The 21,622-nt window shown below is 65.0% G+C and carries 23 protein-coding genes; 13 read left to right on the forward strand and 10 right to left on the reverse strand.

The features are described from left to right. Positions 1–10: 10 nt before the first annotated feature. Complete coding sequence (locus ACQPXH_RS11465) at positions 11–367, reverse strand: DUF1707 SHOCT-like domain-containing protein (RefSeq protein ID WP_433602291.1); 357 nt, start codon at positions 365–367, stop codon at positions 11–13. A 180-nt stretch (positions 368–547) separates the two neighbouring features. Between ACQPXH_RS11465 and ACQPXH_RS11470 the strand changes: the two genes are divergently transcribed. Further along, positions 548–1,270, forward strand: coding sequence for a MerR family transcriptional regulator (locus tag ACQPXH_RS11470; RefSeq protein ID WP_433602292.1), 723 nt, complete (start codon positions 548–550; stop codon positions 1,268–1,270). A gap of 228 nt (positions 1,271–1,498) precedes the next feature. After that, positions 1,499–2,080, forward strand: coding sequence for a hypothetical protein (locus tag ACQPXH_RS11475; protein WP_433602293.1), 582 nt, complete (start codon positions 1,499–1,501; stop codon positions 2,078–2,080). 245 nt (positions 2,081–2,325) lie between these two features. Here ACQPXH_RS11475 and ACQPXH_RS11480 read toward each other — a convergent pair whose 3' ends face one another. Further along, positions 2,326–2,613: a hypothetical protein gene (locus ACQPXH_RS11480; RefSeq protein ID WP_433602294.1), complete on the reverse strand. Its 288-nt coding sequence runs from the start codon at positions 2,611–2,613 to the stop codon at positions 2,326–2,328. Between the two features lie 530 nt (positions 2,614–3,143). Then, complete coding sequence (locus ACQPXH_RS11485) at positions 3,144–3,734, reverse strand: class I SAM-dependent methyltransferase (protein WP_433603420.1); 591 nt, start codon at positions 3,732–3,734, stop codon at positions 3,144–3,146. 257 nt (positions 3,735–3,991) lie between these two features. On the opposite strand from ACQPXH_RS11485, the gene ACQPXH_RS11490 reads away from it, so the two are divergent. Continuing rightward, a complete protein-coding gene (locus tag ACQPXH_RS11490) occupies positions 3,992–4,453 on the forward strand; it encodes a hypothetical protein (RefSeq protein ID WP_433602295.1) in 462 nt (153 codons plus the stop codon). 385 nt (positions 4,454–4,838) lie between these two features. Continuing rightward, the gene (locus ACQPXH_RS11495) at positions 4,839–5,285 is read left to right on the forward strand and encodes a DUF4189 domain-containing protein (RefSeq protein ID WP_433602296.1); all 447 of its coding nucleotides are present in this window, start codon (positions 4,839–4,841) and stop codon (positions 5,283–5,285) included. A gap of 273 nt (positions 5,286–5,558) precedes the next feature. Here the strand turns inward: ACQPXH_RS11495 and ACQPXH_RS11500 are convergent, their stop codons facing one another. From ACQPXH_RS11500 to ACQPXH_RS11510, 3 genes are all read right to left on the reverse strand, one after another. After that, on the reverse strand, positions 5,559–6,005 hold the full coding sequence (locus tag ACQPXH_RS11500) for a MarR family winged helix-turn-helix transcriptional regulator (RefSeq protein WP_433602297.1): 447 nt from the start codon (positions 6,003–6,005) through the stop codon (positions 5,559–5,561). Positions 6,006–6,334: 329 nt separating this feature from the next. After that, positions 6,335–6,568 carry a hypothetical protein gene (locus ACQPXH_RS11505; RefSeq protein ID WP_433602298.1) on the reverse strand — a complete coding sequence of 78 codons (234 nt, stop codon included), beginning with the start codon at positions 6,566–6,568 and terminating at the stop codon, positions 6,335–6,337. Between the two features lie 201 nt (positions 6,569–6,769). Next, positions 6,770–7,705, reverse strand: a complete 936-nt coding sequence (locus ACQPXH_RS11510; RefSeq protein WP_433602299.1) for an NAD-dependent epimerase/dehydratase family protein — start codon at positions 7,703–7,705, stop codon at positions 6,770–6,772. Positions 7,706–7,822: 117 nt separating this feature from the next. Here ACQPXH_RS11510 and ACQPXH_RS11515 point away from each other — a divergent pair, with 117 nt between their 5' ends. Then, complete coding sequence (locus ACQPXH_RS11515; protein WP_433602300.1) at positions 7,823–8,509, forward strand: TetR/AcrR family transcriptional regulator; 687 nt, start codon at positions 7,823–7,825, stop codon at positions 8,507–8,509. Positions 8,510–8,552: 43 nt separating this feature from the next. Here ACQPXH_RS11515 and ACQPXH_RS11520 read toward each other — a convergent pair whose 3' ends face one another. Beyond that, positions 8,553–9,107, reverse strand: a complete 555-nt coding sequence (locus ACQPXH_RS11520; RefSeq protein WP_433602301.1) for a TetR/AcrR family transcriptional regulator — start codon at positions 9,105–9,107, stop codon at positions 8,553–8,555. A gap of 264 nt (positions 9,108–9,371) precedes the next feature. On the opposite strand from ACQPXH_RS11520, the gene ACQPXH_RS11525 reads away from it, so the two are divergent. Further along, positions 9,372–9,686, forward strand: coding sequence for a hypothetical protein (locus ACQPXH_RS11525; protein ID WP_433602302.1), 315 nt, complete (start codon positions 9,372–9,374; stop codon positions 9,684–9,686). A 551-nt stretch (positions 9,687–10,237) separates the two neighbouring features. Here ACQPXH_RS11525 and ACQPXH_RS11530 read toward each other — a convergent pair. The 3 genes from ACQPXH_RS11530 to ACQPXH_RS11540 form a co-directional block, all read right to left on the reverse strand. Next, entirely contained in the window at positions 10,238–11,440 is a 1,203-nt protein-coding gene (locus tag ACQPXH_RS11530; protein WP_433602303.1) for an MFS transporter, read from the reverse strand. 202 nt (positions 11,441–11,642) lie between these two features. Further along, a complete protein-coding gene (locus ACQPXH_RS11535; RefSeq protein ID WP_433602304.1) occupies positions 11,643–12,701 on the reverse strand; it encodes a hypothetical protein in 1,059 nt (352 codons plus the stop codon). 1 nt (position 12,702) lies between these two features. Next, positions 12,703–13,587, reverse strand: a complete 885-nt coding sequence (locus tag ACQPXH_RS11540) for a UGSC family (seleno)protein (protein ID WP_433602305.1) — start codon at positions 13,585–13,587, stop codon at positions 12,703–12,705. A 148-nt stretch (positions 13,588–13,735) separates the two neighbouring features. Between ACQPXH_RS11540 and ACQPXH_RS11545 the strand changes: the two genes are divergently transcribed. The 7 genes from ACQPXH_RS11545 (at position 13,736) to ACQPXH_RS11575 (ending at position 21,481) form a co-directional block, all read left to right on the forward strand. Further along, on the forward strand, positions 13,736–14,116 hold the full coding sequence (locus tag ACQPXH_RS11545) for a hypothetical protein (RefSeq protein WP_433602306.1): 381 nt from the start codon (positions 13,736–13,738) through the stop codon (positions 14,114–14,116). Beyond that, positions 14,113–15,207: a CaiB/BaiF CoA transferase family protein gene (locus ACQPXH_RS11550; protein ID WP_433602307.1), complete on the forward strand. Its 1,095-nt coding sequence runs from the start codon at positions 14,113–14,115 to the stop codon at positions 15,205–15,207. Before ACQPXH_RS11545 ends, ACQPXH_RS11550 begins: the two co-directional genes overlap by 4 nt. 59 nt (positions 15,208–15,266) lie before the next feature. Further along, the gene (locus ACQPXH_RS11555; RefSeq protein ID WP_433602308.1) at positions 15,267–16,046 is read left to right on the forward strand and encodes a sugar phosphate isomerase/epimerase family protein; all 780 of its coding nucleotides are present in this window, start codon (positions 15,267–15,269) and stop codon (positions 16,044–16,046) included. Positions 16,047–16,974: 928 nt separating this feature from the next. Beyond that, the gene (locus ACQPXH_RS11560; RefSeq protein ID WP_433602309.1) at positions 16,975–17,943 is read left to right on the forward strand and encodes a LysR family transcriptional regulator; all 969 of its coding nucleotides are present in this window, start codon (positions 16,975–16,977) and stop codon (positions 17,941–17,943) included. A 186-nt stretch (positions 17,944–18,129) separates the two neighbouring features. After that, positions 18,130–19,491 (forward strand): histidinol dehydrogenase, encoded by a 1,362-nt coding sequence (gene hisD, locus ACQPXH_RS11565; protein ID WP_433602310.1) that lies wholly within the window; start codon positions 18,130–18,132, stop codon positions 19,489–19,491. A gap of 211 nt (positions 19,492–19,702) precedes the next feature. Further along, positions 19,703–21,154: an amino acid permease gene (locus tag ACQPXH_RS11570; RefSeq protein WP_433602311.1), complete on the forward strand. Its 1,452-nt coding sequence runs from the start codon at positions 19,703–19,705 to the stop codon at positions 21,152–21,154. 126 nt (positions 21,155–21,280) lie between these two features. After that, complete coding sequence (locus ACQPXH_RS11575; protein ID WP_433602312.1) at positions 21,281–21,481, forward strand: hypothetical protein; 201 nt, start codon at positions 21,281–21,283, stop codon at positions 21,479–21,481. Positions 21,482–21,622 lie beyond the last annotated feature (141 nt).

The raw sequence follows: 21,622 nt of genomic DNA on the forward strand, positions 1-21,622 counted from the left end.
ATCGAGCGGCTCAACGCAACTGCTGCACCACGAAGGCGACGATCGTCCCGGTGCCCGCCAGCAGCCACAGCCAGTTGCCGGTGGCGACCGCGAGCACGACCGCGACGATCGAGACCACCGCGGCGATCGTCCGCAGTCGCCGCAGCGTACTACCGCCGGTGGGCGGGGGCGGTGCGGCTGGTGTAGCGCCGGGCAGGTCGGCGAACAATTCCGCCAATTGTCCTTTGGTGGTTGCCGCCGCGGCAACGGCGCTGCGTTCGTCGAACTCGGTGAGGCTCAATCGCCCGGTGCCGAGATGGTGCGACAGTTGTTCCAGCGCCCGTTCCCGTTCCGTCACGGTAATTCGGGAAGCCTGCGCCTCGGTCATATCCGAAGGATAAGCCCGACGTCGCCGGTTCGGCGGATCGAATTGCCAACGGCGGGAATAGTTAGGGGGTGTCTTTGGGGGTTGACGGCGGGTCGCGAACCATAGGTACCCGACATCACTGACGTATGCTTACCTACGGGTAATGTTTCTGTGTGGTTTCCTAGACATATGGCAGGGGACGTGGAGTACACGATCGATGAGCTGGCGCGCCAGGCTGGTACGACCGTGCGCAGCCTGCGGGTTTACGCCGAGCGCGGCATCCTGCCCCCACCACAGGTGAAGGGCCGCACCGGTTTTTACGGACCGGATCACCTCAATCGGGTCCAGACGATCAGCCGTTTGCTGGACCGGGGAATCAAGCTCAACGGGATCAGGGAACTGTTGGAGGCGTGGGATCGCGGTGACGATCTCGGTGACATCCTCGGCGTCGCGGAGCCCGGTGCGACGCAGTCCACCGCACCGCCGGCCGGTGACACGATCGCGGCGACCGAACTCGAGCAGCGCTATCGCGACGTGCCCCATGGTTTGGCCCGCGTGGTCTCGGTCGGTCTGTACGAACCGGTCGATGCCGCGACCTACCGCATCGCCGATCCGCAACTGATCCGCATCTTCGATCAGCTGGAAGGCGCGGGCATGCCGGTCGATGCGCTGCTCGGCGAATTGGAACGACTGCGCGCGGACTGCGATCGGATCGCCCGCCGCTTCGTCGATCTGTTCCATCGGTCGGCGTGGGAGCCGTATCAGCACTCCGAGCGCACCCCTGCGGATAAGGCGGTCCTCGCGGACCGGGTGGCCGAGACGCGGATCCGCCCGGGACAGGCGACCGCCGAGCTCGTGAACCGCTTTGTCGCGAAGTACCTCGAACAGGACAGCGAACTCACCGAGGCGCTGCCCGACGCCTGACGCGGTTTCGGCTCGCGCCGACGCGTGCAATTTCTTGCCTGGCTTGCGGCCGATCCTTCGGTTGCGCACGTCCTTGGCCAGGCCTTTCCTTTTTCATCGTTCCCACAGTTGGCGATACTTAGCCCAACGTGCCGTTAAATAGCGTTACATTAGACAGCGGGAACAGCACCTCCCTCCGGTCCGTATCGACGTCGGCCGGCGGGCGAGACAATGATGAAGGAGACGTCGATGATCAACGTCAGCGAACTGCGCGACGCACCCAGACCTACGGAATGTCCCGACCAGGCACGTAATGCCAGGGGACGCAACAAGATCCGAGCACTCTCATTCCTCGCAGCGGTCGCGGCAGGCATCGGTGGATTCGGTGTCGGCATCGAAACGCCAGCGGCCGATGCCGATATCGGTGTGCGCTGCCTGTGGGCCGGTGAAGCCGTTCCACAGGGCGTGGCGATCTCCGCGGGCGGCTGGACATACCGGTGCGAGTCCGATTTCTTCGGCTTCGCGCGGTGGTCCCGTGAGGGCTACGCCCGCGGCCGCGGCTCCGTGTACAACCCCGGTACCAATGGCAATCCGGCCGGCAAGTTCAGCCCGGGGGCGCAGCAGCCGGGCACCGACTACATGGACTACTGCGTCGGCAGCCAGCTGATCGAGGGTCGCGAAGACATGTACGAGGCCGTTGCCGACGGCCGGGGCGGGCTGTATTGGCGTGCGGCCGGACCGATTTCGGACTGGAGCTTCGATATGGCCGCGAACCGGCCGGGGCCGTCCTGGCGGTCGTCGAGCCTGTGCGTCGACGGCAGTTTGACCTGAGTAGTCGAATCTTCTTACCGCTGATGCCCTTTCGGGCGGTCGTGCAACTCTGCGCACGCCGCCCGGGAGGGCATCGGTCTGTGTCGACGGTCGAGCAGCGACCGCTCGAGTGCGATTGACTACCCGGTGCGAGTCCGTCTTTCGAGGGGTAGATGGTACGCATCGGGTGCACAAACGAATGCGACCGCCGCCCCTCTCGGGGTGACGGTCGCATTCGTAATGTGAAGAGCCGCAGGGGGAGTGGGTCAGCGGCTGCCCTCGGCGGGCACCCATACCCAGCGTCCGCCGTCGCCGCCGCTCTCGTAGGTGCCGCGGCTCGAGTTGTTGCCGGACGCGGCGTGATCCTGATCGGCGACACGGCGGCTGCCCGAGTTGCTGTTGCTGTACCCGCCACCCCGGGCGCCGCCGCCATTGCTGTTGCTGTGGTTACCGGGCGCCGCGATGGTCGACTGAATCGCCATGGCGGCCGGCGTGATCACCAGTGCACCGGCGACCGCACCGGCTATGACGACCTTCTTCGACTTGAGGTTCATGGTTACCGATATCTCCTTCGTCCCGCCGAGCCCGGACTTGGTCGGTAGTGGGTGTGCCGGGGATGCAGGTTGTCTGATATCTATTGTGCCGCTAAACAGCGGCACAATCAATAGTGAACCGTTAGCAGATTCGCATCTTTCCAGATTCGAGGAATCGGGCGGGGTTCGGTGCGCTCTGATTCGAATGCCTGTGCGGCAAGTGGATTCGGCTACGCACGGACAGTAATGGTCGCCGTGCCGGGATGCTTCTCACGAGCGGGGACAGGCGCTCGGTGTTCAGCGTCCCCCTCAGAAGTGACGCACACCTTCCTGACCCGAGCGGCCGGCGCCGATCGCGCTAGGAACTGCGAACGCGGGCTGGGCCAGCGCAGTACCGGCTCGCACGGTTGGTTGTAATCGCCCGACATGTGGATCACATGCTGTGTGCTGTCGATCCCGTCGAGGAGGTCGACACGGCAATTCTTTACCAGCCGAACGGCATCAGATGCACCTGCTCGCCGCGTTCCTCGAGCCGCTCCGCCTGCGAGGCATCAGATCCGTTTGACCGTGGCGAGCCAGGCAGGTGCGCCGGCGTCGTGATATCTCGTCTCGATCCGGTCCGGTTCGAGGGCCGTGATATTCCATCCACTGTCGGAATCGAATGCCGTCTCGAGTTCTTCCCTGCTGACGGGGTGTGGTCCCGTATCGGGACCCTCGTCACTGAAGCACAACACATACAGCGTGCCACCGCGCTCGGTCACCGTGGCCAGACTCGCCACATATGCCCGTCGCTCGTCACCGTCGAAGGTATGGAACAGTCCGCAATCCAGCACCGTCTCGAACTTGCGCCCCAACCGCTCCAGTTGCAATGCGTCGGCCGCAACAAACTCGGCGTCCAGCCCGCGCTCGACGGCCTGCGCCCGTGCCGTCGCCAATGCCGTCTCCGCCACATCGACGCCCAGCACCGAAAACCCCAGCGCCGCAAGGTACAGCGCATTCTCCCCACTCCCGCACCCCGCATCGAGCACCGCCCCCGCGAACCCGCCGCCGACCCCCAACCGCACTATTGCCTGCTGCGGCCCACCCACATCCCAAGGCGCAGGCCCATCCTGATAAGACGCATCCCAGGGCACCCCCGTCATCCGCTCATGACTCGTCGGACGCCGCCCCCCAAACGAATCCTCCATACCCCAAATCCTCCCACCCCAGCCCATCCGACATAGCCCAACCCAGCTGGTCAGGCGATCACCATGCACCCTCGGCGGCATCGCCCGAGAGCGCCCCTCCAGGGAGACATGGTGATCATCTGTCCAGCTGGTCGGCTCGGGTTTTCGCCGAGGAATACCTCGCGGCTCGGGTCGTGTTCTGCGTGATCCGTTGTGCCGCAGACGATTCTGCTATGCTCCGGGTCGGCGGGACGCTGACGACCGCGAAGGGGAATCACATGGAACAGAGCGAACAGTGGGACGCCCTGGTCGAACTCATCTCCCAGAACAGTTACGGCGTGCACATCGAGCCCGACAGCATCAGCCTCAGGGTTGAGGACGCTGAAGAGGATTGGGCCGCACCCGATGTCGTGATCAGACGGGCAGACGATGAATGGATCCAGTTCCAAAGGCCGTTCGCCAAGGCTGGCAAGGTCGATCTCCTGGCCATCCTCACCAAGGTCGGCAGCACGGGCATTGTCGGCGGGCTCGTCGTGGTGGGCGAGGACATCATGATCCGGCACGCGCTCCGGCTCACCGATGCTCTCGAGCCCGACGAGTACGACAGCTTCAAGTACGAAGACCCATTGAGCGGCATCATCGACGCGGCCAGACGGCTGGGGCGGCACCTCGCCGGACACGACGACGACTTCTGACCGGCACTGCGCCGCCATGCCCGCCGGGCGCACCGTCTCGATGCGATCGCACCCGCCCGGTCGACGACCACTTCGCTGTAGGGGCACCATCATCGTCGCCGCATGGCGCGCTGACTGAATCGGCCAGCACGGGTGGCAGAAGGCCAGTGGCCAAATCTCGTTCAGGATATGGGCGGACGCGCTGCTGCTTGCCGTACGTCTCGGCCCTCGCTGATGCAGTAGCAATACCAAGGGTGACGGGCAACGGGACGGTCGGCGGTTCCACGATCGTGGTGATAGCTAGCGGCGGGGAATGTGATCCTCCAGGGTTGATATAGCGAACTCAGACAGTGATCCGCGATGATTCGTCGGTTTGTGTCTGCACGTGTTCAGAGGAATGTGTTCGATGAGGTTCATGGGTAAGGCTGTCGTCGGGGTCGCGGTGGTGGGTTTTGCGGCCGGGGCGGTGATCGGTGCCGGTACAGCGAATGCGGCCGGTCTTCACGGTGCGATCGCGTTCAGTGTCGAGAACTGGATCTACGGCACCGGTGTCGATGCGGTGAGCCGCGATGCGGCGATCGATGAGGCCTTGGTCAACTGCGGTTGGGACGGTGCCTCCGACTGCGCTGTCATGGTGACCTGGTCGGACGGCTGCGGCGCGCTCGTCTACAGCAACGACCCGGTAGGCACCACCGCGGTGGGCACTGGCTGGGGCCGCGACCGGGCGACCGCGCTGCGCGGCGCCTACGCCAGCCTCGCCCGGTACTACCCGCCGGCGATGCTGGCCAATGTCGGTTCCGTGGACCTGTCGCAGACGGGAATCAGTGAAGTGGTCTGCACCGGCAACGCGTAATTCGCCAGTCGTAGTCCGAGAAGAGTTTCGGAGCCGCTGGCGGCGAGACCGCCAGCGGCCCAGAGCATTCGCTGGTCCCGCGATCGGCGTGGTTCGGACCGTCGTGGTGGGAGGTCGGCGGAACGCACCAGACATCGGATACCGGCGTACCTCGGTCGATCGTTGATGATTGCAGGGTAATTCCGCGGCCTGCAATCCGTCGATGACGATCGCCGCCGCGGAGCGAGCCCTGACCATCTGGTCACCCAGGACATCGGCACCGCGATCTGACGACTACGGGCGCGGCCAGGGACGGTCGAGATAGCGCTCGATATCGATATTGAAACGCTGCAGGTAATCGGCGAAGGCGGCGGTGTCCTGCGGTGACCAGTCCGCGAGGATCGTCGCCAAGGTTTGCAGCGATTCGTCGCGTTCACCGTCGACTTGTCGTTCACCTTCGGCGGTAATGCGGAATTTGCGGGCCATCCCGCCATCCGGATCCGGAATGCGCTCCACTACATCGTCGCGCACCATGGCCGCGGTCCGCCGGTTCAGCGTCGACACATCCTGACCCACCGCCTCGCTCAGCTGCCCGAGCGTCATCGGGCCCGCCACCCGCAGCCGATTGAGCAACGTATACGTGCTGCGATCGAGTCGCCGCCCGCCGAGCTGCCGGGAGGCGAGGCTGTACCGGCCGAACAGCATGGTCTCGAACTCGATCTTGTCGAGGGTTTTGTCCATTTCGGGGTCCTTCTGCCGATCTGATCCGCGCCTGGATTCCGTAGCGCCACACTGTATGGCATACACACATCATATGCCAGCCGCATATGATGTGTGTGATACACGTCGCGTTGTGTGCCTGCGCCAGCGTCGGTATTTTCCGCTGGGCATCAGCGCGCTACGTGATCTGCTGCCGCAGGAGCGGTTGTGCGCGGCCATCGCGTTGATCGGTTCGTCGCTGTGCATCGGCGCCGCCGTGGGGCTCGCCGCTGTCCAGGGCCGTTGTCGAATACAGCAAGCAACTGGCGGGGCGCTCCTCGCACAGAGGCAGGACTGAAACAGACTGGGGTTCAGGCGGTTTCCATGTCGAGCAGGCCCGCGTAGCGTTCGCGGCCCGCGACGTCGGGGCACTGGCAGTGGGGGAAGGGCTGGTAGCAGTCGTCGCAGAATCCGCAGTAGGTGCAGTGCGGGCCGGAGCCGATGGCGTCTTCGGTGTCGCAGTACTCGCAGTAGCTGTAATGGGTGTAGTCCCAGGCAAGTCGGCGACCGCTCTCATCGCGCCCACCCCGACTCGTGCTGCTCACGAATCTCCACAAAACCTCCGCACCACCCGCTCACGCAACTCGACCGGGTACTTCTTCCTCGACGACACGACTCCATTCTCCTCGAGATGACGTCTCCCGAAACGCAGCAGCGGCTCGTGGACAACTCCTGGAGGGGTTGTATAGATCGGGCAGGGCGGCGGCCGATAGACCGACGGGACTGGCGGACAGTCAGTCCCGATGTCAGGGCTGCGTTTGGCGGTACGCGGCGACTGTTTCGGCGAGCGCGCGGTCCAACGGTGTCGGCGACTGTCCGAAGTGGGTCTCGAAGGCCGATGAGTCGACTAGGAAGTCGTGATCGAACTCGTAGAGCATCTCCACCGTTTCCCGGGCGCCGCGATCGAAGGTGCCGACGAGGCGAAGCTGCCACGGCTTCACCGCGACGAAGTTGGGTGATACGCCGGCGGCACGGGCGGCGGCCTCCACAATGGCGAGCTGAGTGATTCCTGGCGCGGTCGGCGCATGCCAGGCTCGCCCCCAGGCTGCGGGATCCTCGGCGACGCGTACTGCCGCCTCGGCGAGGTCGGGCACGTAGGTGATCGCGTGCCGAGCCTGCGGCGAACCCAAGACCTGGGCTTTCCCGCCGGCCAAGAGTGGGCCGAAGAAACGTTCGCCGTATGCAGAGTCTCGAACGCCGGCACCGAAGAAGTCGCTCGCTCGGACGGCCGTGGCACGTATCCGACCGGACTGGTGCGCGTCGAGCAGTTCGGCCCACATGGCGGCGCGCACCACGCCCTTCCGGGTGGTCGGCTTCATTGCACAGTCCTCGGTCATCGGCACGGAAACGGGCCCGTATCCGTAGAGGTTCTCGATCGCTACGAGTAGCGCACCGCTCGCCTCGCAGGCGCGAACGACGGATCCCTGGATGGACGGGAACTCTTTCGACCACCGGTGGTATGGCGGTTGCGCGCACTGGAACACCACAGTGGCGCCGTCGAGCGCGGCACGGGTGGCCTCGGGGTCGGCCACATCGGCCCGGCAGGCTTGGGTCCCGTCGATCGTGGTTCCTGACCTGGTGACCACGCGCGGGCGGATCCCGCGGGCGATCAGCGCAGCCGCGACCGACCGGCCGACGGGACCTGCACCCAGGATTACGGGCATATCTAGGGAATCGGCCACTTCACGTTCTCCAATCATTATTCGATTTCCGAACACTGTTTGCCCAACGGTAGTCAACAGTGTTCGGTAGGTCAAGGGTGTTCGGGCAATCAAGGCTGTTCGGATAACCTTGACGGCATGCGCACGTATACGGAGTCCCGACGGGACCGGCAGCGGCGGGAGCTCGTAGCGGAGATCATCGCCGTCGCCTGCCGTCAGCTCGACGAAGGCGGTCCGGGCAACGTGTCGTGGCGGGGTGTCGCCCGCGAGGTAGGTATGAATCCGGCCTCGCTCTATACGTACTTTGCCAGCCTCGACGACCTGTTCACCGCACTGATCGCGGAGGGCTTCCGTGGTCTTGCGGGTACCGTTGGCCGGGCCTTCGAAGACAGCGCGGGCGCCGCGCCCGTCGACCGGCTACTAGCTTGCGTCCGGGCGTACCGGGCCTGGGCCGTCGCCAACCCCCGCCGTTTCAACCTGATCTGGACCGACCAGTTGCCCGGCTACGCGGCACCGCCGGGCGGCCCCACCGTCACCGCCGAGCAGGCGGTCTATCGGCCGTTCCTGCTCGCGGTCGGCGAGGCGGAGGGGTGTGGCGACCAGCTGGCGGAATTCACCACCCTGTCCACCCACGACCAGCGCCGCCTGCTGGGCCTGTTCGGCACCCTGCACGGGCTGGTCTCCCTCGAGATCAACAGTCATCTCGCGCCGGGGTCGGTCGACGGCGAGGCGCTTATCGTCGATCGGATGACACATGCCCTGAGATATGTTCAGGCGCCCGGTCGAGGATCGGACCGATCTCGGCGAGCAATTGGGCCAGGTTGATGGCGCCGACGCCGAGGAGCGCGGCCGGATACCGGTCGAGCAGCTATGGTGTTGCCGCCAATGCGGCACGCGCAGCCTGTTCGAAAGCCGTTGTGCTGGAGTCGGCTCGACACAGTACCTGCGCTCCTTCGAGGAGTGCGATCAGCAGTTGCGCAAGGTCTTCCGCCCTTGCCTCGGGCATGCCTGCATCGGTGAGCGCGACTGCGAGCTGATGCGCCCATGACGCGAAAGCGGCTGCCGCAGTGCGGAGCAACTCGCTGTGGTCGTCGTCGACCGAGACCGTGACGGCAGCGATGGCGCAGCCGCAGCCGCGTGTGGAGTCTTCGACGACCGGGCGGACGAGGTCCAGAAATGCCTCGACCACCGCGCGGGGGCTCGCACCGGAAATATCCGTGAGCCGATCAGCGACCTGTTGTCCGTGCAACTGCGCCGCCTCGGTGACGAGCTGGGCCTTTCCGCCAGGGAAGTGGTGGTAGATCGCTCCGCGCGCCGCACCGCTGTCGGCAAGTACCTCGGTGAACGACATACCCGCCAAACCGCGCCTGCGCAGGCTTTCCACAGCGGCGGTGACCATGCGAGCGCGGGTGGATTCGGCCATCGACAGCGGCTCCTCTTCAGTGGATACGGCAATTCGAGCCGCGCAAGCTCACTAGTACGCACATACTAGCGAGACATCCATGCGCCGTCCACATGCGCCTCTGTCGCCCGCGGCCGTCCAGTGTTCGGGCAAGGATCCGCGCTTGACTAGTATGACCGTACTAGTGCATGCTTCGACGGCGGCACTAGTACGGCCATCCTAGCGATCGGCCCAGGTCGACCAGTGAACTCATCCTGACCTTGCCGCCGTCCTGAAAGGAACACCATGCCCAAGAAGGTCTTCGTCTACACCGAACTCCAACTCTCCGTCCCGTTCGACCAAGTACCGTGGCGCCAGATGAACCCGACCCTGCTCGCGCAGCCGGGCCTGGTCCGCAAAACCTGGCTCAGCGGAATCGGTACCAATACTCCCGGCGGCTTCTACGAGTTCGACGGCTACGACAATGCACGCCATTTCGCCGACGTCTACTTCCCGACCGAAGCGGCCGCGATGTCGGCCAGCTTCCAAACCAAACTGTTCGACGGAGACATCGTCGAGGAGGCAAGCCGCCAGATGCGGTCTCCGCACTACGACATCTGAGTCGCAACGTCGCACCGCAGCCGTGCCGCCCCTGCCGCAGCGGGGCGGCGCGGCCCGGGCCGATAGCGCCACCGATATCGCGAGAGTCTCGGGTTCACTTCGCTGGATCCGGGGCACACGAGCGATGACACCGTCGGTGTGGTCTACAAGACGCCCGGCAGCTGCAACGCATGCCCCGACGCCACGCATGAACAAGCCCGGGACTCGCCGATGGACTGCGATTGCCCAGTCGAATGCGCTCAATTGCCCACTCGATTGTGCTCAGGCGCATTAGGAAAGTCACGGTTACCGCGATGTCCTCGATGAGCGACCGCGTGCCGTTCACGCGACCATCCCACAAAGAGCCCGCCGGTGCCCGTATCCCAGATCGTTTCAATGATGGAAACACCATTCCCCGACTCGGTTTCGGCGTATCTCGAAGCCCTGATGCCGAACTGGCCACCCGGCGGCTCGCCGCGCTCGGCTCCTATGGCGCGGCCAAAGCGGGCCCGCACGGTCGACGCTTGCCGACCTGGAAACCGCCTGATGCTGACCAGCGGCGAGAATGATCCTCAGCTGGCCACAAGGCTGGATCGTCGACGCAGCATTGCGCGAGCGACAAGTGCGGCAGCGGCCGAAGCGAGCAGACAGCATGCGGTGAACAGCCAGCCCGCAGAGTATCCGAGCCGGGTAGTGAGTAGACCGAAGACCGCCGGACCGACGATCGACCCGACGTAAGAGCCCGTGTTTACGAACCCGGTGGCAACTCCCGGAGCCTGCTGGTTCTCCCGCACCACCACGAGCAACAGCAAGCCTGGCCACCCGAGACCGAATGCGAACGCGATCGGCGCCGCGACCACGTAGCTGGTACCGGCCGTCAAACCGAGCAGCATGAATGCGCCGGCTCCGGCGGTCAGGACGCCGGCCAAGACCACGAGCAGGTCGCCCTTGATTCGATCGGCCCAATATCCCAGCGTGAGCCTGGCAGCGATGCCTGTTGTGCTCGATGCCGCGAACACGGCCCCCGCCGTCCCTTCGTCGAACCCCGCCGACACTGTCGAGACGACAAGGAAGGTCGTCAGGTTCACAACTGCGGTGCTACCGAATCCGAAGCACACGGCGAGCACAGCCAAGTCGGCGACCGATCGGCGTTCCCGCTTCACACCGACCGAATCTGACGGGGTTTCGGTGGCTCGACCTCCCCGCCACGGGACAAGGGCCGCCGTCAGCAGCGCGGCTGCCGCAGCGGCGAGCCAGACCACACGCCATCCCGCGCCTGCAGCGGCCGCCGGCACGGCGACACCAGCCACCAGCGCCGCGGTTGGCACCGCCGCCTGCTTCACGCCGAATGCCAGTCCCTGCTGACGCACTGGAACGGAGCGAGCGACCCAGATGTCCACAGCTGGCTGGACTATGGCCAACGCGGCACCGTTGAGGCAGAACAACGCGGCGAACACGATCGGATTCCGGACGAAAAGCCCGATCACGATCGAGGTGCCGGCGACAGTCAGCACCGCAACGCGCATCCCGCCTGTGGCACCGAACTTTTGCACCCACCGGCCGGCAGCAGCTGAGGACGCCGCCGCGGCGGCGAATCGCATCGCCATCAATACTCCGAGCAAAGCCGGCGTAAAACCGAGCTCTGCGCCCATCGAGATCGCCAGTGTCCCGGTCAGGTAGCTCGGGATAATCACCACCACCAGCGACGCCACCCCCACTGCGAGACGGCCGGCATTACGGGATCGGGGGGCGGAAACTGTGGCTACAGAGCACATAAGGTAATACTAGTTACCTAAATATTCTGGCTTGCGCTTGGGCGAGTTCGAGTAAAGCGCGTTCAATCTGTACGTGAACTCATAATAGAGTTAACTGTTACGCTCGAGAGTGCGGTCGGAAGAAGTAGACGACGGTGCCTTCCGCGCTCTGAGAAGACGAGCCGAGACGAGCCGAGACGAGCACGGAAGGCCGACAGACCGCTCACTCCACGGCGCGCGTCTGGGATCGCGTGGCGCCCCAGCTGTGTAGAACGGCTGCATGCAGACCGCCCAGCCCACCCGCAGTCATGAGGAGTACGTCGTCCGGGGTAGTGCTGAGGTGTACTCGCCCCTCGCTGTCCACCCGGCCCAGCGCCTCGATGGCACCGCGGTGGACGCTGGGGAAGTAATCCAGCGGCAGTGAGGCGTGGTGCCACAATCGCGCGGCGACCTCGCGCACGTCGCGGAAGTCCCGGCTGATGATCTCCGCCCATACCGGATTTATCGCGACCAGCACCTCGGAAAAGATCGTCGAGGTGAGGAATCCGTTCGCGCCGGGATAGGCCACGGATTTACCGATGATCTCCAACAGCTGCGAACCGGTCGTGGCCGCGATGTCACAGATGTTGACCGTTCCCATCGCGCCGTAGACAGTCACCGCATTGCCCGGCACTCCGCGGCGCTCCGCAAGCGGCGCCCACGGTGAACGTTCCTCCCACTCACCGAATACGATGCCGGTCACGCGGCCAGGCGTCCCGTAGACACTCTGGGACGTGACGCCGATGCGCTGGCCGGCGACATTGCGCATCGTCAGGCGCAAGGCGCGGCCGATCGACGGTGCTCCGCCCTCCGCGCCACCGAGACAACCGGCGCCGAAGGGGATTTCCAGCTCGTGTCGAATCGTTCCGTTGACCACGACGGCCGGAACCACCGACCCCGTAGTCGCGTTCAAGGCGTGCAGGTCGAATTCGGGTTCGGACATGGCGGCCAATGCCGAACGAAGCAGTGGCAGCGACTCCGGCGGGGCCCCGGCCATCACCGCGTTCGCCGCCAGTTTGGCGAGTGTGCACGGAGCTCCGGACGGAGGCAATTCGGCCACGACTTCGTCCGGATCCCCGCCCACTGCGGCAATGAATTCGCCCACTCGCTCCTGGGTCGGTGGGATCAGCGGCAGCCCATCGGACCAGCCGGCACTACGCGCGTAGTGGCTGAACTCCGCAATGTCGGCGGGGACTTCAGCCAGGGATTCGGGCGTGGAATGCTGTGCGGCGCCGGTCTTCACGTCAGATCACCGCCACATTGGCCGCTGTGAACTGTGTGATGAAATCCGCGAAGTGTTCACGCCCCATCTCGCGTACGTCCGGCTCCGGCCTGATGTCGAGGGGGTAGGGCAACTGGTGCACACGCAAACCTGAGCGGCCGTACTGTGCGGCCAGCGTCTGGGCGAGTGGCCGAAAGTGGGCGGTTGCGACCGCCACTGTCGGCAGACCTGCGCTCAGTGCGGTTACGGCATCCTTGACGGTCCACGAGGTGCAGGAGCCGCAATTGGCCAAACCACATACCACTGCGTCAACCGAGGCGAGGAACTCCCCATAAGAAGCGTTCTGATCACGTCCAGCTTCACCGTCCAAACCTTGAGAACGTCGCCAGATCACCGGCACAGCGCCGATGGCACGAAGCCCCGCTGCCCACTCGTCGACGACCCAGTCCCAGGATCGCCACAGGACGTCGACTCGGAACCCGATCCGTTTGCCCGCGAGGCTGTCCAACGTAGGACCAGGATCGGCGTCGTTCACCGCAGCGGCTGCGCAAGGATCGACGACTCGTAGCACCGAATCGGGGAACCTGGGTGTTGCACCGGCTTGCGGCACGGCCCCTTCCGATGCATCTTTCAGGCTTTCGCCCTCGGCTCGTGGGTCGTCGATCAGAACAGCGTAGTTACCTGGATGGCTGCGCTTCAGCGCCGAGTCGGCCATCTTCTGCAGAGCGTCCGCCGGAAGGACGCAGTCGGCGCATTCCGCGGATTCCAGATCCAGCTGAAACTCGACTTGGCGCCGGCGAAGGTCGACGCGAACTAATTTGAAGTCGACTCCACCACCGCTGACCGCCTCCCGGAGGCGAGCAGCCGCCTCCGCGATCTCGCTGATCTCCATAGTTAAAAGATACATCTAATTGTATGATAAATAAGTACCTCGAGCGAAGTGCTCGTTCTTGCGCCGGATATATCTACGCGCATTCGAACCGGTCCGAGTGTGCTCAACTCGCGCATCAGTTCTCGGTTCGAGTGCGCTGACAGGACCGACGAAGGAGCAGTACATGGCAGACACGGTGGTCTGGATTACCGGAGCTACCCGGGGACTGGGCGCCGGCCTGGTGCGAACCTGTCCGTATGAGCGTGCCCGCATAATCAACGCCTCACGGTCGCCATATCCCAGCATCGAGAATGTGCGCTTCGATCTCGGCGACCCATCCAGTTCGTCCGCACCGCGTTGGTCGTTCGAAGAGGTGCTGAACGGCTTCACCGGCAAACGAGCCCTCGTTGTGCACAACGCGTTGTTCGATGGATCGACCGGCTACGCCGGCACTTTGCCACCTCCCACGGACACCTCCGTGCTGTTGTTCGACGCCCCGCCGTCCGGCGCGCTGGCTGCCGCATCTGGGAAGGCACCCTCCTCGGCAGGGCGGGCGGACGGATGAGCGGCGCACTGGCGGGCCTGCGCGTCATAGACGCGTCCACTCTCTATGCGGCCCCTTATCTCGCGACGCTGCTCGCGGATCACGGGGCCGATGTTGTCAAGATCGAACAGCCGGGTGGCGACGCCTACCGCCACCATCCAGGCAGGATGTGGCCGCTGCTGGCTCGCGGGAAGCGGTCCGTGGAGCTCGACCTCCGCAGCGAGGAGGGATGTGCGACGCTGCGACGGCTGGTAATCGATGCCGATGTCCTGGTGGTGAATCTCCCCCTGGCGACGCTCGACAAGCGCGGTATCGACTACTCCACACTCAGTGCACTGAACCCCGACTTGATTTACGTGTCGGTGACCGGATACGGACAGGACGGGCCCTACGCCGACCGGCCGGGTAATGGCACTATTGCCGAGGCGTTCAGCGGGCTCACTCATGTGACCGGCGAGCCAGACGGACCTCCGATTCTGCCGAGCACCCCCACGGGTGACGCTGTCACGGCGCTGACCGGGGCGTTCGGGGTGCTTGCCGCTTGTTATCACCGCTTGGCGCACGGCGGCGGTGGCCAGCTCGTCGATGTCAACCCGATCGACAGCTTGCTACAGGCGGTGGCGCCGATCCATGCCGAGTACGACGGGAGCGGAGATCCTCCGGCCCGCCTCGGCAGTCGATTGCGTGACTCCATGATCCGCAATGTGTTCCCCACCGCGGACGGTCGCTGGGTGGCAATCAGCGCTTCGACGTCCAGACACTTTTCCGAGATGGCGACTTTGGCCGGCCATGAATCCCGTGACGATGCCGGCGTACCGGTCGGCGATGTGGAGGCATCGCTGCGGGAATGGACGAGCACCCGACACCATACCGTCGTGATCGAAGAGCTCGTGGCTCGGCGTCTTCCCGTCTCGCTGGTTCAGACTGCGCGCGATATTCGCGATGATCCGCACGTGCGGTCGCGTGGCTGTCTGGTCGAAGTGATCACCGATGAACAGGGCGCGGTCACCGTGCCCTCTCCGGCCCCCCGCCTGTCGGATACTCCCGCGACGCGGGCCATCCGAACCCCGGCTTTCGGTCAACACACCGACGAGGTGCTCGGCACGTGGTAGTGGCGGGGGATGGCCGACTGGTCGAGAATTTGACGCTCATGAACGGATGCCTGGCTACGGTGCCATTCAGGCGGTTCGTCACCATCGCGGCAGCGGCCGGCTTCGAGGCTGTCAGTTGCTGGCCGAATGTGTGGCGACATGCGCGCCGCAAGGACGGCCTGGACCTCGTCGGCATGCGAATGCTCCTGGAGGACAACGGCCTTGTGCTGACCGATTGCGATGGCTGTCGTGAGTGGGTCGGGGGCACGCTCGGGTCCGGGGCGACAGCGATCGATGCGGACCGCCATGAGCTGTTCGAGGTGTGCAGTGCGTTGGGCGGCACCACAATCGCGGCGGTTCACGATACGAGCGACCGGCTGGACCTCGATCGCGACGCAGCTGCCTTTGCCCGGCTGTGCGATGACGCCGCCGAACACGGCTTGCGCGTCGCCCTCGAGTTCGTGCCCTTCACGACCGTCGCGGACGTGAGCACGGCCTGGTCGCTGGTCGAGGCGGCCGACCGGGCCAATGGGGGACTGGTGTTCGACCTTTGGCATCACGCCCGCAGCGGCGCCGATGATGCGGCCGTGTTGCAAGTCCCCGCAGAACGGATATTCACTGTCCAGCTCGCCGACGGGCCGAGTTCTCCACCGGGCCCCGACCTCGCTCTGGAGGCCAGGAGCGCACGCCGTGCACCGGGCTCGGGCGAGATGGGAAATTCGAGACTACTACGGACTCTGGCCGACATGGGAGTTCGAGCCAACGTAGGGCCTGAGGTCCGGCTGCCCGAGGGTAGGGACATCGAGCGCGACGTCGCCGAGCTCCACAGTGCAACGGTGCGCACGCTGGCAGCGGCGTGACAGGGAAACCGGGCGGGCTGCCAGCTGATAATCATGAGTGTTCAAGACGCCCGAACTCTTCAAGCCCGAGAACGATGACATTCTCGGTCCGGTGCAGGCGGGCTCGGTGGTCGTGGGCGCCCACTGGTAGTGACATTGCCGAGACTCGCGACTGCGTCGTATGCACCGGCCACTCGGACGCGAGACGGGCCGGAACGGTCGCTCGTAAGACAGCTTCGTGGTGGGTGTTGATGGCCGGAGCGTTCGGCTTTTGATGCACTCATATCGGGATGGTCGAATCCCGTGCGTGTGTTTCGACGGCTCGGACGGCGACGGGCCGTGAACTCCTCGCTGGCTCCCCAAAATCCGCAACCTCAGTCCGAACAAGGCTTCAATCGAATTGGTCAGCGCAATTCTTCGGATTCCAGGTCGGGCAACCCTCCGTCCGCAAACCGGCGCGGAACGAACATAGTAAATGTTGTGTCCAGGTTCAGTTGGCGAAGTTCACATGTAGTTGGCGAATGAATGAGTGGGCAATGGCCGAGGCGAACAGTCGGCTTCGTAGCTGGCGCTATCAGTTCGACCGTGAAGCGGCACGATGGGCGGAGAGCACGGCCAACGCACTTTGAGCCGGTTCGTACGGAACTCCCATGGACACCGGACATATCACAATTTGGCGACATAAATAACTCGACATTCAACTCGACCGCGTGAATGTAGGGCTGGTGACCCAAATGTTCGGATTCGGACTGTGCGGAGAACATGGATGGCACTCGAGCACAGGTCAACCCACCACCCTCCGGCCCTGATCACAGGATCGTCCTATATTGACGGGTAGCTGTGTGGCGGACACCCGGCGGGGCTTGCCGACTCATACCCCCTGTTACGCAACATTTGCGACTCGGCTGGATCCGTCGAGCCCGGGACTGTCCGACAAGGAGTTACGCGCATGACCACCCTGAACCAACTTCGTGCGTTCGTCGAGGCCGAGCGACTCGGTTCGTTCACGGCGGCCGCGGACCAACTCCTCGTGGCTCAGGCGTCGGTGTCCGAGCTGGTGCGCCGGCTCGAGGAAGAGCTCGATTCCCAGTTGTTTGTGCGCGGCAGCAGGCGGCTGTCGTTAACCGCGGCGGGGCAGGAGCTGTTGCCGTACGCCCAGCAGGCGCTGCATGCCGCGGACAGTGGCAGGCAGGCGGTGCAATCACTCGGATCGCTCGGTGGCGGCACCGCAACCTTCGGGGTTCCACGCAATGCGGACTACTACCTGCTGTCGAGCCTGGTGCAGACCTTCCACTCGCGATACCCGGCCGTGCGGGTGCGGCTGGTGGGACAGAACTCTGCGGAAACCGCCGCCGCCATCGCCGCAGGCGACATCGAAGCGGGCCTTGTCGTCCTGCCGATCGACGATGAGGAGCTGACGGTCACGCCGCTGATGCGCGACGAGGTCTTCTACATCAGTGCCAATCCGGAGAACACCAGGAAGCCGATCACCATCAGACAGTTCGCCAAGGCCAAACTGGTGCTCTACGACGTGCACTACGGCTGGAACGATCCCACTCGCCGCCAACTTGCCGAGCGCGCCCAGCTCGCCGGTGTCCGCATCGAGCCGCAGATCGAGATCGAGCACGTCGAAGCGGCCCTCAAACTCGTGGCGGGCAAGGTGGGCGACACCATCGCCAGCAGCGCGGTGATCGACAGCGCCACCTTCCCGAAGGATCTGCATACCGCCCCGTTCGCCGAGCCGCTTTACGACACCATCGCCCTGGCGCGGCATCGCGGTCGGCCGTTGTCCAACGCGACCCGCGAGTTCGCCCGGTTGGCCGAGGACACGATCCGCGAGCTGCGGGTCGACGAACCCGCGCGGACTGGCACCGGCCGAGAGTCGGTGGTTCCACAAAAGGCCCGCTCCGCTCGATAACGGCGTGATATCGGCAGATTTCTCGCAGTTAAGAGCGAGTAACGGTTGGCAGGTGTAGAGACGCGCGCGTTCCGTGCCGTAGGCCCCCTGACCTGCACGGTTGCCGGTTGTATAGGATTAACCTGTGCTATGCCAAGGATATGTTCCTCTGGTCCTGTATTTCAAATACGCCTACCGTCCGTTGTCATGCAGATCACACCTGATGAAGCCCAGGCCCTCGGGGCCTTTACGTGGCTCAAAAAGCCCGCAGTCGACGGTCCTCCCGCGCAGCGCGATCCGAAGGTCGTCGAGCGGGTCTCGGAAATGCTGTCGAGCATTGAGCGCAACGGTCTCGACGCGGTCCGGGCCTACGCCCAAGAACTCGATGGATGGTCCGGTGACCTCGAGGTCGGTGCCGAGCAGCTCCGCAAGAGCGGCGACGCGCTCCCGGCGGACGTGCGGGCGGCCCTCGAGTTGGGTTACGAGCGCACCCACCGGTTCGCCGTCACCCAGCGCGAGCATCTGACCGACTTCGAGATCGAACTCGCTCCCGGCGTCGTCGGCGGCCAACGGTACATTCCGATCACCCGGGTCGGCGCCTACTTGCCTGCCGGCCGGTTCCCGCTGCTGGCCAGTGCGTTCATGACCGTCGGGGTGGCGAAGGCCGCGGGCGTTCCCACCGTGCTCTCCTGCACGCCGCCGTCCGGACAGCACGGTGCGCACCCCGCCGTGTTGTACGGGGCGTACCTGTCGAAGGCCGACCGGGTCGTCGCGATCGGTGGAGTGCAGGCCCTGGGCGCGATGGCGTTCGGGTTGCTCGGTGAGGCTCCGATCGACATGCTCGTCGGCGCCGGCAATGCCTTCGTCACCGAGGCCAAGCGTCAGCTGTTCGGTCAGGTCGGTATCGATCTGCTCGCGGGACCTTCCGAGGTTGCCGTCCTCGCCGACGAGACCGCCGACCCGGAGTGGGTGGCCGCGGACCTGCTCGGTCAGGCCGAGCACGGTCCGAACTCCCCTGCCGCCCTGATCACGACCTCCGAGGAGCTGGGGCGCAAGGTGATCGAGGCGATCGACCGCCAGCTCGAGACCCTGCCCACCCGGGAGATCGCCGGCTCGGCGTGGCGCGACTTCGGTTCGGTCATACTCGCCCATGATCGCAACCAGGCTGCAGCGGTGTCCGATGTCCTCGGGCCCGAGCACCTCGAAGTCCAGACCGGGGATGATGATTTCTACCTCAAGGAGCTGCGGAACTACGGTTCGTTGTTCCTCGGACCGTGGAGCACGGTCGCGTATTCCGACAAGGGCATCGCCGGCCCCAACCACGTCCTGCCGACCGGCAAGACGGCCCGCTACAACGCCGGGCTGTCGGTCTCGCGCTTCCTCAAGCCGCTGACCTACCAGCGTGCGCAGAGGGAAGCGACCGCGGCCCTGGCCCCGGCGGTGGAGCGGATCTCAGCCTTCGAGGGCCTGGCCGCGCACGGGGCGACCGCAACGATCCGGATCGACAAAGTCGGCCGTTTCTCCGGAGCCTTCGACGGCACACCGGCGGCTACCCGGGACCAGCGGTAACACTCCTCGGTGTTGGCGGGGACCATGAGGGGCCCGCCGACACCGAGCCCGTCAGGGCTCATTTCACACAGGACGACATCGTGGCGAGACCGGACCATACCCAACGCCGTGCCCTCCACATGGGGCGGATACCGGCCACGCGCGGGCTTCCGTCCGAATATCGCCACAAACACCAGAGCAGCACAGCTCCACCATTTTACGAGGATCCCCCATGTCAGAACACATAGTTCCTTCCACTTCGCCCGGCTTGGGCGGGCAACTCAGCCGTGGACTCAAGGGACGCCAGATCACGATGATCTCCATCGGCGGCGTGATCGGAGCCGGCCTGTTCGTCGGATCCTCCAACGCCATCGCCGCCGCCGGCCCCGCCGTCCTCCTCTCCTTCCTCGCCGCTGCCGCACTCGTCGTGCTGTGTATGCAGATGCTCGGTGAGATGGCCATCGCCAATCCCGACACCGGCTCGTTTTCCACCTACGCCGACCGCGCACTCGGCCGGTGGGCCGGCTTCTCGATCGGATGGCTGTACTGGTGGTTCTATGTGCTCGTCATCCCCATCGAGGCGATCGTCGCCGGCAAGGTACTCGGCGGCATGCTCGCAATACCCGGCTGGACAGTCGCATTTGCGGTGATCGTGATTCTCGCCGGTACCAATCTGCTCAGCGTCCGCAATTACGGCGAATTCGAGTACTGGTTCGCACTGCTGAAGGTCATCGCGATCGTCGGGTTCATCGTCCTGGGTGTGCTGGCCATCTTCGGCTGGCTTCCCGGCTCCGACGTGAGCGGCATCTCCCACCTGTGGAGCGACGGCGGGTTCATGCCCAACGGTGCCGGCGCGGTCGTGGCCGGTCTGCTGACGGCCATGTTCAGCTTTCAGGGCAGCGAGATCGTCACCATCGCCGCGGCTGAATCGGAAGAGCCGAAGAAGAACATCAAGAAAGCGATCCGCGCCGTCGTCTGGCGCCTCGGCCTGTTCTACTTGGGCTCGATCTTCATCGTCGTCAGCCTGGTGCCCTGGAACGCCGAGGGCCTCAGCTCCGGCTCCTACCAGGCCGTGCTCGAGCGCATGAACATCCCCGGCGTCTCCGGCATCATGGACGTCGTCGTCCTCGTCGCCGTCTGCAGCTGCTTGAACTCGGCCATCTACACCGCCTCCCGGATGGCGTACTCCCTGGCCAAGCGGCAGGACGCACCGGCGGCTCTCGCGGCGACGTCGAAGGACATGGTTCCCCGCAACGCCGTCATCGCCTCCACCGCCATCGGCTTGGTCGCCGTCATCGCGAACTACCTACTGCCGCAGATGTTCAACTACCTGCTCGCGTCCAGCGGTGCGATCGCGCTGATGATGTACATGGTCATCGCCATTACCCAGTACGCCACCCGCCGCAAGGCCCGCCACGAGGACCACACCCTGGAGGTCAAGATGTGGGCGTTCCCGTACCTGACCCTGGCGACGATCGCCTTCATCGCCGGTGTGCTGGTCCTGATGGCCGTGCAGCCCGGGCACCGCCTCGAGCTGTGGCTCTCGATGGGGCTCGCCGCGATCGTCGTCGCCCTCGGTGTGCGTATGCAGCGCAAGTACGGTGCTCACCGCCCTCCTACGCAGGATGAGCTCGTAGTGAACCACCGCCTCGCTCCCTCACCCGCACCGGAACCGCAGGCCTGACAGCCCGCACAGACTCGGGGTGACGACCGTCTTGCTCGCAGCAAGACGGTCGTCACCCCGTTTCACCGGCAGGCACGCAATCGCATGGCACACAGCAGATCTCACCCCATAGGGAGGTAGGCGCACATGACCACCGTCACCGGCCGGCTCCGCTGCGCACGCTCGGGCGGCGAGAGGTCACCGGGTACGTCGAGCGAGCACGCAACGATCATCGACGAGCTCTCCGACGGGGCCGTCGACTTCCGCCTGGAGGCGATCAGCGAGCCGGACACCTGCCCGTGGGAATCCGCGGCTGATGATCTACCTCGCCGGCTACAGCGCCGCTGAGGGCGAACATGCGCCAGAAGTTGAACGCATCAACTCTTCGTCAGTCGCGTTGGCCTGCACTTATACGGATGCACTGTGCCATTCGTTACCAATCCGACCACAGCCGGAGCTGGCCGGCTTGCACAGCGACGATTACGTGCT

Source organism: Nocardia sp. CA-135953, assembly GCF_050955735.1.
Lineage (GTDB): Bacteria > Actinomycetota > Actinomycetes > Mycobacteriales > Mycobacteriaceae > Nocardia.